Annotated in this window: 10 protein-coding genes; 3 read left to right on the top strand and 7 right to left on the bottom strand. The window is 52.8% G+C overall.

Going from position 1 to position 14,142, the window contains the following annotated elements; all coding sequences use genetic code 11:
- Positions 1-50: 50 nt before the first annotated feature.
- The 4 genes from ACSEXS_RS00115 to bglS all read right to left on the bottom strand — a co-directional run bounded on the left by ACSEXS_RS00115 (position 51) and on the right by bglS (position 7,496).
- Positions 51-3,023, bottom strand: a complete 2,973-nt coding sequence (locus ACSEXS_RS00115) for a GH36-type glycosyl hydrolase domain-containing protein (protein WP_438431153.1) — start codon at positions 3,021-3,023, stop codon at positions 51-53.
- Positions 3,024-3,210: 187 nt separating this feature from the next.
- Positions 3,211-4,815 carry a response regulator gene (locus ACSEXS_RS00110; RefSeq protein ID WP_438431152.1) on the bottom strand — a complete coding sequence of 535 codons (1,605 nt, stop codon included), beginning with the start codon at positions 4,813-4,815 and terminating at the stop codon, positions 3,211-3,213.
- Positions 4,787-6,532, bottom strand: a complete 1,746-nt coding sequence (locus ACSEXS_RS00105) for a sensor histidine kinase (RefSeq protein WP_438431151.1) — start codon at positions 6,530-6,532, stop codon at positions 4,787-4,789. The genes ACSEXS_RS00110 and ACSEXS_RS00105 overlap by 29 nt, the downstream gene beginning before the upstream one ends.
- Before the next feature lie 250 nt (positions 6,533-6,782).
- Positions 6,783-7,496, bottom strand: coding sequence for a beta-glucanase (gene bglS / locus ACSEXS_RS00100; RefSeq protein ID WP_438431150.1), 714 nt, complete (start codon positions 7,494-7,496; stop codon positions 6,783-6,785).
- A 279-nt stretch (positions 7,497-7,775) separates the two neighbouring features.
- Here bglS and ACSEXS_RS00095 point away from each other — a divergent pair, with 279 nt between their 5' ends.
- Both ACSEXS_RS00095 and ACSEXS_RS00090 read left to right on the top strand, forming a co-directional pair.
- Entirely contained in the window at positions 7,776-8,261 is a 486-nt protein-coding gene (locus ACSEXS_RS00095; protein WP_438431149.1) for a GNAT family N-acetyltransferase, read from the top strand.
- Between the two features lie 191 nt (positions 8,262-8,452).
- Positions 8,453-9,685, top strand: coding sequence for a hypothetical protein (locus ACSEXS_RS00090; protein WP_438431148.1), 1,233 nt, complete (start codon positions 8,453-8,455; stop codon positions 9,683-9,685).
- A 71-nt stretch (positions 9,686-9,756) separates the two neighbouring features.
- Here ACSEXS_RS00090 and ACSEXS_RS00085 read toward each other — a convergent pair whose 3' ends face one another.
- The 3 genes from ACSEXS_RS00085 to ACSEXS_RS00075 all read right to left on the bottom strand — a co-directional run bounded on the left by ACSEXS_RS00085 (position 9,757) and on the right by ACSEXS_RS00075 (position 12,578).
- Positions 9,757-10,188: a DUF4362 domain-containing protein gene (locus tag ACSEXS_RS00085; RefSeq protein ID WP_438431147.1), complete on the bottom strand. Its 432-nt coding sequence runs from the start codon at positions 10,186-10,188 to the stop codon at positions 9,757-9,759.
- A gap of 249 nt (positions 10,189-10,437) precedes the next feature.
- Positions 10,438-11,439 carry a YutH/CotS family kinase-like spore coat protein gene (locus ACSEXS_RS00080; RefSeq protein WP_438431146.1) on the bottom strand — a complete coding sequence of 334 codons (1,002 nt, stop codon included), beginning with the start codon at positions 11,437-11,439 and terminating at the stop codon, positions 10,438-10,440.
- Between the two features lie 2 nt (positions 11,440-11,441).
- Positions 11,442-12,578, bottom strand: coding sequence for a glycosyltransferase family 4 protein (locus ACSEXS_RS00075; RefSeq protein WP_438431145.1), 1,137 nt, complete (start codon positions 12,576-12,578; stop codon positions 11,442-11,444).
- Positions 12,579-12,899: 321 nt separating this feature from the next.
- Here ACSEXS_RS00075 and ACSEXS_RS00070 point away from each other — a divergent pair, with 321 nt between their 5' ends.
- Entirely contained in the window at positions 12,900-14,030 is a 1,131-nt protein-coding gene (locus ACSEXS_RS00070) for a glycosyltransferase family 4 protein (RefSeq protein ID WP_438431144.1), read from the top strand.
- Positions 14,031-14,142 lie beyond the last annotated feature (112 nt).

Raw genomic sequence — 14,142 nt, 5'->3', positions numbered from 1 at the left:
GCAGCACGCTTTTTGCTGTATCGACGGAACCTCCCATTCGCTGCTTCGTTCTACCGAAGCTCCATCTGAATGAGATGGCCGGCTTCTGCCCGGTCCAGGGGAATGACATTCCCGGACCATTCTTGGCCGTCCAGGCGAAGGCTGACTTCACGGTCCCGGACCCGGTGGAATCCGGCCGGTTTCGTAATCTCGATCCGGTAAGCCGCTTCTCCGACCTGCAGGTCAAAGGCGACCTGTCGGTCGCTCTCGCGGAGGATCGGATCGAGGACCAGTCCCTTGCTCGTAAATTCAATGCCGAGGGAGGACAGCAGGGACAGCGTCAGCCAGGTGGACGTGCCGCTCAGGATCGGCCCAATGTTCTCGCCGGTCTCGCTGTTGTTATACTGCGTGCAGAACCGAGGGTTCCCGCAGGTGACGTACGGATTTTCCATCGTTTTGTAAGGCAGGGTCAAATCCAGCATCCAATAAGCGAGCTTGGACAGCCTGGCCGCCAGTTCGGCCTTCTCTACGGATTTGGCTGCTTTCAGCATGGCGGACACCGCCATCATGCTCGCATGCTTGAAGATCGCGCCGTTCTCCCGGTCCCCGGGGAAATACTCGCCCGTGGCGGTATGCCTGACGATCTTGCCCATATCCGCCGGACTCATCAGCTTGATGCCGTAAGGGGTAACCATGACCCGCTCCAGGACGTCCAGCATCGTTTCAATCTGCTCCTCCGATGCCGAATTGGACAGGATCGACCAATTGAACGAGTTGATGAAATAGGCTCCGTCCACCGTAGGATCGGCCGACAACCCATCTCCTTTGGCGCCTAGGTACCGGTAAGGCTCATAGCGGTTGAACAGGACTCTCGCGAAGAAGTCTCCCTTCCAGGCATGCTGCTGAAGATTCCCCTGCAGGCGTTCGCTGAGTCGGACCAGATCGGACGCATAGGCCGAATCCCCCTTCACCTCGGCGATAGCCGTCATTTCGCCGATTGCCAGCTTCAAGAGGAACGCGTTCATCACGCTTTCCGAATAATCGCTGTCGAACGGCTCCTCGCCCACGGCGATTCCCTTCCCGGCGATCTGCTCCCGGTACAGCCTTTCCTTGGTTATCCCGTCGATGCAGTCATGGTCCAGCTTCAGGCAGTCGTTCCAATCGGCCAGGTCCAGCAGCGGCAGCCCGTGCCGGCCGACCGAGACCTGACCGGAATAGCGGAGGATCGCCTGAATGGTCTGGTAGAGGGAGCGCTGCCGGACCGGATTCGTGCCGGGGATCTCGCATTCTTCTTCCAGAAACGCATAGTCTCCGGTGTAATGAACATACCGGGCGACGGCCTGGATCAGCCACAAGGCATCGTCGGACCATTTGCCCGGCTCCTTGCCCTCCCAATAGAAATTGTGGTAGGCAAAGCCGAATTCGAAGACCTTGGAGCTCCACTCCTTCAGCAGATCCTTGACGAACCGGTCCATTCCCATGCCCAGGAAATAATACATGCTGGCGTACAGGTCCTGGATTTCCCGGAAGCCGATCTCCCGGTAGCCCTTCTGGGACTGGCAGAACGAACGCGACACGAACGTCTGGTAGAAGACTTGAAAGGGCAGATTGCGGTTCACGTACGTATTGAGGCGTTCATCTGCCGTCTGCAGACGAAGCAGCCCGCTGTAGCGGCTCAGGAAAGCACGGTTCGCCTCCAGGGCGGCTTCCACCTGGCCCGGCTGCCGGAACCGGTCGAGGAGCCGTCCGATCTCTTCCCGCACCGTCTCTTCGCCGAAGGAGGCGCTCAGCTTCGAGGATACCAGGCCGGTGAATTGATGCGCATGGCGGCTAGCCCCTGCGGGCAGCTCCAGCTCGGCCGCAAGCGCGAAGAAGCCCGGTCCCTTGCGGGAAAGCCGGTTGCTCAATTGAAACACTCCCTCGGGGCACTGCAGGGAGCCGTTGCCGACAAATTCGTTGTAGCTCACGCCGAATTCCTGCGGGAATGCCGGTTCTCCCTCCTGCTCTACCATCATCGTGTGGAACCGGACATCCTCCCGGTAATAGTCGCTGTAGTAATCGGGGATGACCGCAGCCACGGACTGATCCTCATTCAGCAGAAGACCGGCCTGCATGATAATGTTGCTGTACAGCACGTCTTCGAACAAGGCGTGCGGGTTTGCGCTGCCGAACATTCCGGTATAGACCAGCTTCAGCTTCCGGGTCTCGCTGCCCTGGTTGGTTACGGTAATCCGCTGCACCTCCGTTGCCAGAGGCATCCCCTCCTCCTGGGGAAGCAGGAAGATCAGCCGTTCGATCTTCAACCCGCACTTCGTGGTGTATTCGATCCGGGTATGGTTCTGCGAATGCGTGCAGACGGCGCGAGTTACCCCTTCATCCTTGGGATCGGCCGAGTAGAAAATCTGTCGGCCGCCCTCAAGCAGATAAAACTGCCGGTTGGCCGGGAAGCCGTTCTCCTCCTGTCTCATATCCCAGCGAGTGGCCAATACCTGCGTAGCGGCATGGGAGCGGAAGCTGCCGCCGCCGAGCCGGTCGATCACGCTCTTGGGCGTGGTCTGCAGGGCGCGGGGGAAGCCGATCCGGTTGCCGATGAGCAGATTGGAATGGAAATGCGGTCCCGGCGAAGGGGTGCGCAGGTCCATCACATGCTCTCCCGCTTCATTGATCGTGCCGGCCCAGCCGCCGACGCCGCCGAGCACCTCCGAGATGCGTCGGCTGATTTCTTCCGGCATGGCGATTTCGGTGAGAACGCCCGCCGCATCCAGCGCAGAAGCCCAGAAGTGCCCTTCCTGGGTCAGGATCAGGAGCGAAACGTACGGCTGCATGGTGTCCTTCAGGAAGGCGGCAACGGCGCCGTCTTTCATTAATTCGAGCATCGCCGGGGCCGAATAGGGTAGCCCTGCGACTCCGACAACCCGCTCAGCTCCGCTGTCCAGGAAGACGGCATCGACGACCATTGAGGACGGAAGCCACTGCTTGTACGCCTCCCGAATCGCGGCTTCCGGCGTAACGCTCCGCTCGCGGGCCACTTTTTTTGTAAACATGGAAACCCTCCATTATCCGAATTTGCCAGGCAGCGGCATATCCCTATGCCCGGCATTCCTCCATCTTATTTATTTTAAAAAGAATCCCCGGCGGTTTAACATACCTCGTTTTCAACAAAGGGACTACAAAATAAACGAGCTTCTCTGCTTAAGACGCCCTGCGGCTGTCTTGCGGAGAAGCTCCGGCTTATAAATGCTCCCGGTATTCATTCGGGGTCATGCCGTATTTCTCGCGAAACACTTTGCTGAAATACGCCGCATTCTTGAACCCCAGCTGTTCGGAAATCGCGTAGATCTTCAGCGAATCGTCCTTCAGCAGGTGGACCGCTCTCAGCATTCGCTGCTTGTGGATGTAATCGCTGATCCCCTCTCCCGTTTCGGCCTTGTAGAGCCGGGACAGGTAGACCGGGTGCAGGTGAACGGCATCCGCGATCGTCTGCAGAGAAGCCGTGCCCAAGTGGCCGTCGATGTACTCGTTGATTTTCCACGTCAGCTTCTCCCGGGAGCTTCTCTGCTCCGCCTGGTCGCTCAAGCGCAGCTTCTCCACCAGGTAGAGCGCCCATTCGGACAGCTGCTGCACGGAGTGGATCCTCCGGTCCACGATTGCGGTTCCTCCGGCGAGGTCGCTTAACAGCCGGTTATGCTTATGCGCGTAATAATAGAACGACCCGGCCACGTGGGTATGCACCTCCCGGACATGCTCCTCCGACAGGTTTTCCGCCCGCCTGAGCTCGTCCAGCACCAGCTCCAGCTTATCCCGGTATTCCTCCCACCGGCGGTTCTCGAGAAGGTGGTGCAGCGTAGGCGTTTCATAGAGGGGAAGCAGGGGCTGCCGGACCACCGCCGCTTCCGCCAGCTCTCCCGACAGGAAGCAGCCGGTCTCATTGGCCAGCTTGCTGCGGATTTGCTCCGTGATCTGCCGGTAAAGCGGCCCGATGTCGCGGGGGAAGGTCCCCCACTTGCTCACGATCACCGAAACGACCCGCTTCAGATACAGCCCGATGTTGCGCTGGAGCTGCATGGCGAGCGCATCGAATTTTCTCGGTTCGTCTGCGCCCTCGCTCTCCTCCTTCGGCTTCCTGCGAACCAGAAGGACCAGAAATCCATGGGCATCCTTGCCGGACCAGAGATCGTAGTAATCGCCCAGCATCTCGACGGCGATATTCATCACGGCATATTCGAGCAGGTAGAGATCCCGGTCGTTATACTCCGGCAGGCTTTCCTCCAAGCGGATGACCATGATGCAGCTTTCCTCTTCCATCCGGAAAGGAATCTCGTACAGCTCGAGGAGCGGAAGCAGCGCTTCCGGATCGATCCGACCGGTCAGCATCTCATTCAGCAGCTTATCCTTCAGAATGGGCAGGCTTTCCTTCAGGGTATGAACGACGCGCTTGCGGGAGACGATCTCCTGCCATTCCTGCTTGATCTCGTCCACGAGTCGGCGGACCACCGCGATCAGGTCCTCGTCGGAGACGGGCTTGAGCAGATACTCGGAAACGCCGAACTTGATCGCCTGCTTGGCGTAAGCAAATTCGGCATGTCCCGAAAGCAGCACGCATTTCACATGCCGGTACGATTGATAGATCTGGGCCACCAACTCGAGGCCCGTCATCCGCGGCATGTGGATGTCGGCCAGGACCAGGTCCACCTCATGCTCCGCCAGGAGGGCCAGCGCTTCCTTGGCCGAATAAGCTTTGTATACGGTCATGATCTCGAGCTGTTCCCAATCGAGGGTAACCGCCAGGGTATCGACAATCGTCGGTTCATCGTCCACAATCAGCAAGCTTAACATGGGGTTCCTCCTGAAGTTTCGTCTTGCAGCAAATGGTCACCTTCAATCCTCCCAGGGAGGACGGTTCGAATGCCAGGCCTGATCCGGGTTCATACCGGTTTGCCACCCGTTGATGGGTGTTCCACAAGCCGCAGCCTGTTTCCTCGGACAACGGTTGGCTCATTTTCCCGCGAAGCTTCGCGAGGGCTTCCGGATCGAGGCCTTCACCGGAATCTTCAACGGAAATCGCAAAGCCATCCTCCGTACGGAAACCCCGAATGCGAATTTTCGCTGCCTTGTCGCTTTGCTCGACCCCGTGGATGATGGCGTTTTCAACGAGAGGCTGCAGAAGCAGCCGGGGAATCGAGACATTCATCAGGTCTTCGTCGATCTCGACTTCGTCCTGAAGCGGTTTTCGCAGCCGATGGATCGTCAAATAGCTGCTCAAAAACTGGACCTCCTCCCGGATGGTGGCCATCGGATTCTCGAGGCGGGTGGTATAGCGGTAATAGTCCCCGAGGTTGAGCGCCATGGCGATGACCTGCTCCTCCTCGCCCAGCTTCGCCATATTCTTGATGTAGAACAGGCAGTTGTATAAGAAGTGCGGATTGATCTGCGACTGGAGCTGCTTCAATTCCGCTTCCTTCAAGCGGAGCTTCTCCTCGTACACCTTCTCGATCAGCTCTTGAATCCGCTCCGCCATGTCGTTGAAGCCCATAAAGACCTCCTGGAATTCATCCCGGTGCTTGGCCTTCAGGCGGGAGGACAAATGGCCGGACCGGATGTCCCGCAGCTTCAGCACAAGCTCGTTGATCGGATGCTGAATTTGCCGGTAGATGAGAACGGTGATGACCACCCCGATCGCCAGCATCGCCATGATGCCGAGGATAAAGAACCGGCTGCTTTCCTTGACCGGCAGCACGACCTTTTCCAGCGGCACCATATCGATCATCAGCCAGCCCAGGCTCGCCACCGGAGCATAATTCAGGAGCACCCGATGCCCATCAAAGCTCAGAATCCGGTGTCCGGTCCCCTGCAAGGAAGGCCAGTCGATCTGCTCCTCCCAAGTCCTCAGCTCCGTCGGAGAGGGACCGATGAACCCGAATCTCGGATGGTACAGCAGGGTATACCGGTTCGAATTCTGCTGGAATTTGGTCAGCATGTCGCGGATGTAGCTATCGGAGAACCGGCCGATCAGGGTATAGCCGGGAGCCGAGCGGATCAGGGCAAAATAGCTTCCGTTCGTGTCCCGTCCCGGCTCGTATCTCCATAGGCCTTTGCTGCGGTCGGTGTTCGAACCGGATACGAGGTCCTCATAGACGGTTTCCGGACGGGTGGAGAGAACCTCCCGGTTGGCCTTTAGGAACAGGCTAATCTCCATCGGCCAGGTGGAGGAAGCGCTCTGCAGCTTCATCCGTTCATGCATATTGCTGCGGAGCACGTTGAGATCGAACAGGTCCTCCGGCGCCGTGGTGTTGATGTACTGCTTCGTGATCGAATCCTCTTCCATTTCAAGCAAATTCGCGGCCAGCGTATCCACTTGGTTGTCCAACTGAAAAAGAAGGAACTTCATTTGTTCCGAATAGGATTGCTGCATATCGCTTTCGATCACATGGATGCTCACCCGGTAGGAGTGGCCGTTCAAGGCTACCGCAATGCTTAACAGCACGAAGAGCACGATCGAGAACTTCAGGGATAACGTAAACCGGAACGGCAACCTTTTCTTTTTCAGCGTCATCCTCATCACCCATGGTCATTATACGTTCCCAAGCCATACCGAGACCATAGAGGCCCACCGGTGAATCGACATTTTTTTTGCATTCCGGGCAATGGGTTGAGAGAAGCATTGCGAAGTTGAATTTTCGTTATCGCTTCCGTTCCTGGAATTCGCCTGTATAGGATCAGCCCAGCATCCTCCGCGGATGGATAGAGCCCTCCTTGGACAAAAAAACATCCGGACGGGAAGTCCCGTTCCGGATCGTCTTCGCTTAGTTGCTGGTATACTTCACCCAATCGTAATAGGCGTACAGCGGGTTGGCTCCGTTGTATGAACCGAGCCAGCTGTCCACGCCGGTGCCATTCCAGATGTTCATCATGATCTTGCCGGGCGTCTTGGGAATGTTGGAGGTCGCCGTATACTTGGCCACTCCGTCGACGTACCAGGTAATGGATCCCTGCTGCCAGTTGAACGCGTACGTATGATAGCTCTGGGAAGCATCGAAACCCAGGTCAATCACTTTTTCGTGGCCGCCTACGCCGTTGGTGTAATAATTGAATTGAACCTTGGTTGTATCCTTGCCGAGGAACTCAATGTCGATCTCATCCCACTGCGTACCGTCCGACGGCCCCGTGTAGGTGAAGAAGGACGAGACGATGCCGACATTCTTCGCCGGCTTCATATTGGCCTGGTACATCCCGTATCCGCTCTTGAACGTTGTCCGGTACTCCGCCCCATCGAATTTATTGTAGGAGGGGCTGGTCAAGGCCAGGCGCAGCTTGCCATCGCTGGTGAAGGTGGCGTTGTTGGCCCGCCACGTACAGTTGAACATCCCGCCGTTTGAATAGCCGTCCGCTTTCTGCCACGTCTGCGTATTGTGGTACGTCATCGGCTCATAGAATTCGGTCGCCCCGAACGTCGTCCCCGCCTGGGCCGTCAACACCAGCAGCGAGGTGCAAAGCACCGCCAACCATTTCTTTTTCATTTGATTCCACCTCTCATGGATTAGAATTTGGAGAAGAATGAACCGTCCTCGTTCGAGAACCTCCTTCCTTCCATCGGCTCGTTTCTAGCAACTCCATTGTATGGGCCAAAAGGAAGCGTTTCCATAATAAACTGTTAACTTTTGTATGAATCTGCCAACGAATTGGGTAATGACGAGTCTTGAGGAGTTTTCTTAACCCGATTGAGCTTATGGAACGTTCCGTATATGATAAAGGCAACTCAATGTTTTCTCGATGAGGGCTTCAAAGGGAGGTACAGGATGGAGATTACTTTGCGCAAAGCGGACTTAAGAGACGCGGGAATCATTCATGAACTGCAAGTTAAAGCGTTTATGCCCCTGTTGGAGAAATATCAAGATTTCGAGACCAGTCCCGCCAATGAACCCGTTGAACGAGTCATCGCTCGAATCAACCAACCTTCATCCGATTATTACCTCATCCATCATACTGGAATTCCTGTCGGGGGAATTCGGGTCGTGAAGAAGGCGGACCGCGCTTATCGGATCAGCCCCGTATTTATCATTCCCGACTATCAGGGAAGAGGTATCGCTCAAAGGGTCTTTGCCCGGATCGAGCAGCTCTATCCAGATGCAGAGTCTTGGGAACTGGATACCATCCTGCAGGAAGCGGGCAACTGTTACTTGTACGAAAAGGTAGGCTACAAACGGACGGACGAAACGAAAGTCATCAACGATCGATTGACCTTGGTGTTTTATGAAAAACATGTCAACCAATCAATTGACTAATTCGAATCGTTTTGCTAAATTATTCATAAAATTTTGAATAAAGCATTAATGGCTAGGAAGAGACAAGTAATTCTGATGATTCCTTACAGAGAGCTCCTGGTTGGTGGAAAGGAGTACGAATCATCTCAATGAAAAAAGACTCGGAGCTTCGCACGGATCGGGGAGAAACTCCTTGAAAAGGAAGGATTTCATTGAAAAGGGCTATCGTTTTGCTTGGCCTAGCTTTTATCGTCACTTTATCCAGTTGCGAATCCAATTCCGCGAGCAATCCAACAGCTAATTCCCCACAACCCATTGCCTCAAGCACCTCAAACCCAAATGAAGTCACTTCGATTTATGACATCCACAATGTAAAACTAGGAGAAATCAAACAGGATGACATACTGGCGCTAACGGATGACAGTATCATTTTCAGTCAAGCTTCGACGAGGTCGGTTCCCTCAGGAACGGTAATGGATTACTACCGCTTCATGATAAAAACAAATGAAACGATAAAATTGGGAACCATTAAAAATCTTTCGAATTACCAAGCGAACTGTGACACAGTCGCCGTTGGCAATTCGTTGTACCTGTTTGTCACGACGGGCGATTTTATCCACAGAGAGAAAAGAGCCCTGCATCTTTACAAAATGGACTTAACCACCAATAAGATGTCTGTTGCCTTTACCGAAAAAGGCGGATTCCCTTATAGCATGACCGCTGTGGGAAACAAACTGATCATGGTCGAATTAGGCGCGGGCAGCAGTTATAAGATAGAAGAATATAACACGGAGACCGGAAAACGAAGGATTCTTAAGATCTATGATTTTGATGAAAAGGCAGGTACAGGAGAGTGGATTCTCAAGATTACATCGGACGATAAAAGCATTTCCCTTTTGCGTCTGAAGATAGAATCCAGCGTGAAATCACGATTATACCTGGATGTATACGACCATACGATGACGTTTCTGCGTTCGGTTGATATCTCCACGATCCCTTCCCAAGCAACCGAACCCGACGGTGTTGATAACCAATTGCGGCAGCCGGTAACTGGCTTTGACTTTGTAAATCCCTACTTCTATTACCAAAATTTCAGCATTACCACCTTCATGGGAAAAGTTGAAAAGGATTCTCTGCATTCGATAATGGATTTGAAACCCACTATTAGTTTCTCAAGGGAATTGGTAAAGAGCAAGGTTTCTGCCCTCTTCCATGAAGTCTCCAACAGGAAAGACATTGATCTGTATTTACTTCATTACACAGACGGTACTCTGAAGAAAGCAACGTTTTCGATTCCCGATGAAAAACGATACACCATCGCCAGCTGCTTGAGAGATACGAAGGACAATCTCCTGCTAATCATGTTCAATAAAGATCCAGATACCGGCGAGACTCTCCCGGCGAGGTTTTACTATCTGAATGTGTCCGACTTGGATTTTAAGTAGTACACATGGGAACCCGACCATCCCAGACGTTGTCTGAGATGGTTTTTTGCTGCGTGCCTAGGCATCGGGGCTTATTCGCTGCCCTGCCCCGTCTCCGATTCACCAGAATTGAACCAGAAGGTGTCGCTCGTTGCGTTGTCGCATCCGGTTAGCTTGTAAGAGGAACCTAACTCTTTATCCTCCTCAAGCCGAATATCCCGGCACACCGTGCTCGGACGACCTGCGTCCTTGCCGAAGGCGTCCATCGAATTATCGTACGTGTATGTAATCGCCTCCGCTCCGTCATAGACCAGCTCGTAGAAGACCGGATTGCCCTCTATCGTGTACTGGGTGATGCGCACTTGATCCGGCAACTCCGCGTCGAGATTCGCCAGAAACGACTTCCACTTGTCGAGATTGTACATCTTTCCATGAACGTTCACGACATCGCCGTTCGCCGCCGCTTGGTCGGCGTCATAAGGGGCGGACACAGCGGGGAATGCCTTCGACTTCGCAGTGGTCACAACCTTCTGCTCCGATGAAGGGGCCGAAGAAGCCAGGGGCGTCTTGCCGCCGGGGTCGGCTGATTTCTCCCCACAGCCCGGCAGCAGAAGCAATGTAAACGTTAAGGGTATGAACCATTTGGACATCCAGAATCACCTCACCTCTATGAACGGAACGGCGAAAAGGAATGTTTCAGCAACCTACAAATCAAACATCAATCTTCAAAAGGGCAGCCCCACTTTTATCGGGCTGCCCTTGCGAAATGCTGATCAATGTCTCTTTTCATACTCCTCCAGCTTTTGCAGAAAGGAGCTGATCCTCTGCTCATTATCCAAGGCCCACTGCAATCGATCTTTCGTAAATGGAATTCTCTTAAAGGGACTAACGACTAGAAAAGTCGTAAACGGAAAGCGCAACCAGGCGCGCATCAGTTTATAATCCATTTTCTTCAGCTTCGTTACTTCACGGTAACCATCCAAAATGGCTTTTGCGATCGAAAAATTCCACCGATAATCTTTGCAGGAATTGTAGATAACCCGATATAAATCATAGGCGCGCAGATCGACATGCAAGGTTTCGAAATCAATCAGATACGTCCCCTTGTTATTCAGAATAAAATTACTTGGCCCTCCATCCCCGTGGCACAAGACTCCATATTTTCGGGGATTTTTTCGGTAGGAGTCATATCCGCTGCTCCGCAGCATGGCTTCCGCTTGGTTGGCATAGCGCAAAATCTTTGGTCCATGCTGTTGGATAAATCGGTTAATCGGCACACTGAAGCGATTCGCACTTGCTTTTGCCATCATTTTTTGTAGATAGTGTTGCCGTTTATGCAGTTTGGAGTACCACTGTCCGATCTGGCTTTGGGAAATCCCCCCTTTAAGCGCGGTTTCTCCTGCTTTATGAAATTTGGCTAAAGCCCTACCACATGCGCGCATATCTGCAAGGGAGAGCGGGGAGGGCTCTCTCCCGGAAATCCAAGGGGTCAGTACGAAGATTTCTCCATTCCGCGAAATGGCATGCGGTTTCCGGCCCTCCGGTTTTTGGGGATTGCGCCAAGCGAGGAGTGGACCCTTGCGCTGAACGCGGATTAGCATTCGATCCATCCATCGCATCCGCGCAGGCTGATTCGTCATGCGCTTCAAGCTGAATTTCCGTCCGTTCGGGGTTACAATTCGATAGATTCCTCCACGAATCCGTTTTTGGGCAGCTGCCTTGATCCCAAACTGTTTTGTAATCTTTTTAACAAGGGTAGTGGATTTTTCACTCATGTTCAGGCCTCCCTCCCCCGCACCAAGTCTGAAAATAAGGAGAGGTATCGTCTGGCGATTACAGGCCATTTGTATTGAGCTGCCGTAGCACGGGCATGGATGACTCGCTTTCTTGATTGTTCGGGATCATTCCAAAATGCCTTTATGGCTCGGGCAATATGAACGCCGTCAATCGAACGAATGATCTTCGCGTTTCGGCGGGTTACAAATTCCTTCATGCCTCCGGATGTTGTCGAAATAAGCGGAACGCCGTTGGCCATCGCCTCCAATGCGACCAAGCAGAACGATTCCTTTTTGCTGGGATTAATGACAGCTCCATAAGAACGGTACAACCGTTGAACGGATTTGTGTGGGGTTTTGTCCGCCCAGTGAATTCGCTTCGCCGCCCCGGATTGCTTAGCCAACGTTCGCAGTTTATCCCTGTAACTCGCTTTCCCGCTTCCGACAATCGTTAACTGGACCTTCCTATTTTCCTGAGCCAACAGGCCCACCGCTTTAATTAAAGGCTCCACCCCTTTTGATGGAATCAGCCTTCCCACATAGAGCAATTTGTGCGGATCGCGTTTCGATGAGCCCTTAGAGATAGGGGTAACGCCATGAGGGATGGTAATCAGTTTCCTTCGATTCATTCGAGGATAAAGCCCTTTCGTTACTTTGGCCTGCCAACGGCTCGGAACGATAACTCGATTGGCGAAGGTTAGTAATGCGGTCTGCTGCTTGCCAGGTTTCGAAGAAATGCCTTCTGATGCCAAGGAATGACAGGTATAGACGACAGGAAGCTTAAATCGGTTGCCTGCTACCTTGGCCGTATCCGTAAATTCCGTACTATGCACATGAATAAGATCAGGCTTGTGTTCTCCTTTACCCAATGCGCTCTTTATGATGGATTCAGCCCGGAACGAATGCTGGGTCCGATTAAAGTACTTCGAATTTTTGGGGAACCGGAGAATGCGCAAATTGCTGTTCGTCTGGGATATCGTAAAGCGATCCGAATTCCCGGGGCAAAGAACCGTTACGTTTGCGCCAAGTTTGGCCAACATCCTCGTGAGCTGGGTTGCGACGATCCCGAGTCCTCCGACAATTTTAGGTTCATACTCGTTTGTCATGACCCATATTTTCAATTTCCTCTCACTCCCCATTGTTCCCCTCCTCAGAATCGAAAACCCTAACACCTCAACCTCTCTTCCCGCTCCGCTCTACTTCCACACATCTGCCAATATTCGATCATGCAACGCGGCGGGTTGAGCGATTGGTACTTGAATCCCTCCCTTATGAATGCTCATACCAACATATGGATTTTCTGCTGCTTTGATTGTGCCTTTCACAAGTTTGCCAGAATGCTCCCATCTTAGGGTGAATTCAGACAGTTGTCCGAAGCTATCCTCACTCAAAAGGCATATTCTATTAAGGATAACTAACTTAGGAGAAGGATAAGAATCGGTAGTTAAAGGGGAGTGGAAATGAATATTTTAATGTTGGTATCGCGTCTGAATATTGGGGGAACCGAAAAACATATGCTTTCTTTATCCCCCTATTTACGGGCTCATGGGATCCGGGTCGCCGTTGCAGCCAAGGGAGGACCTCTTGCTGACTCTTTTAAAAGAGCAGGGGTCTCCCTTCATATAATGCCAACCGGAAACAATCTCAAAAAGCTCGCCTTCTTGTCTTCGATCCTAGCTAAGGGAAGATACCAGCTCATCCACGCCCATGATTCCAAATCATTTAAACTGGCAGCAGCTTTATCCCAACAACATAACATTCCTTTAATCATTACCGTACATGGCACTTATCATCGGGAGGATGCCTTATTAGCGGCGGCAAGAGTATCCAAACGGATCATTGCCGTATCCCCCAAGCTCTCCAACTGGCTGGCAAGCCACCATATCCCTATGAATAAGATCCGGTTGATCCCTAATGGGATAGATCTCGCAACGTTTCGTCCGAGCTTGAAAAAAAATCGCTGGAGGAAGGCTCTTCATTTGCCTTCATCTGCCCAAGTTCTTGTGTATGCTGGAAGATTCTCCTCCGATAAGTATCCCTTAGCTAGAAAGGTGATCCAGGCGACCGAACATATCGCCACGAGAAATCGCCAATTTATAGGTGTTCTAGTCGGTCCCGGCCGCCGCCGGACTAACTTGAAACTGCTTGCAGCTCAAGTCAATCATCGTCTCGGTCGAAGAGCCGTCCTCATTCGTCCCCCGATGACTAGAATCCAACACGCTTACTACGCCGCAGATGTCGTAATCGGAACGGGGCGCGTTGCCCTGGAAGCTATGGCCTGTGCAAAGCCCGTTATTTCTGCAGGCGTTGCAGGATACGGTGGTATTGTACAGTCGAAAAAGATGAATCATCTTATCGAATGTCACTTTGGCGATCATGGAGCCGATGCGCCTATCTCAAGCAAAAAGCTTTCAACGGATATAAATCGTCTATTAAATCATCCAAACCGAGCCAAGAAATTTGGGAAAGATGGCATGAGAACGGTTAGGCGGCAATTTTCCATTCCTGACGTGGGTTCTCGATTAATTCAACTCTATAAGGAAGTTGGCGGACGGCAACAGGCCTCAAGGCCAAAAAAGAATATGGCGTAAAAATAAGGAGCTAGGCGATCTGTTTTCGCTTTGCTCCTTTGTTCTTGGCGTTCAACGCCGCACTCACTCAAATAACCGCTCCTGTTCCGGAGTGGTTCATTCCGCTGGGGCA

The organism is Gorillibacterium terrae (assembly GCF_051594785.1).
Taxonomy (GTDB): Bacteria; Bacillota; Bacilli; order Paenibacillales; family NBRC-103111; genus Gorillibacterium.
Note: the sequence above shows the minus strand (reverse complement) of the source record. Positions and strands in the feature narration are given on the sequence as shown.

Excerpts from the sequence above, each read along its gene's own strand:
- ACSEXS_RS00115 (WP_438431153.1), bottom strand. The coding sequence starts at position 3,023 with ATGTTTACAAAAAAAGTGGCCCGCGAGCGGAGCGTTACGCCGGAAGCC.
- ACSEXS_RS00110 (WP_438431152.1), bottom strand. The coding sequence starts at position 4,815 with ATGTTAAGCTTGCTGATTGTGGACGATGAACCGACGATTGTCGATACC.
- ACSEXS_RS00105 (WP_438431151.1), bottom strand. The coding sequence starts at position 6,532 with ATGACGCTGAAAAAGAAAAGGTTGCCGTTCCGGTTTACGTTATCCCTG.
- bglS (WP_438431150.1), bottom strand. The coding sequence starts at position 7,496 with ATGAAAAAGAAATGGTTGGCGGTGCTTTGCACCTCGCTGCTGGTGTTG.
- ACSEXS_RS00095 (WP_438431149.1), top strand. The coding sequence starts at position 7,776 with ATGGAGATTACTTTGCGCAAAGCGGACTTAAGAGACGCGGGAATCATT.
- ACSEXS_RS00080 (WP_438431146.1), bottom strand. The coding sequence starts at position 11,439 with ATGAGTGAAAAATCCACTACCCTTGTTAAAAAGATTACAAAACAGTTT.
- ACSEXS_RS00075 (WP_438431145.1), bottom strand. The coding sequence starts at position 12,578 with ATGGGGAGTGAGAGGAAATTGAAAATATGGGTCATGACAAACGAGTAT.
- ACSEXS_RS00070 (WP_438431144.1), top strand. The coding sequence starts at position 12,900 with ATGAATATTTTAATGTTGGTATCGCGTCTGAATATTGGGGGAACCGAA.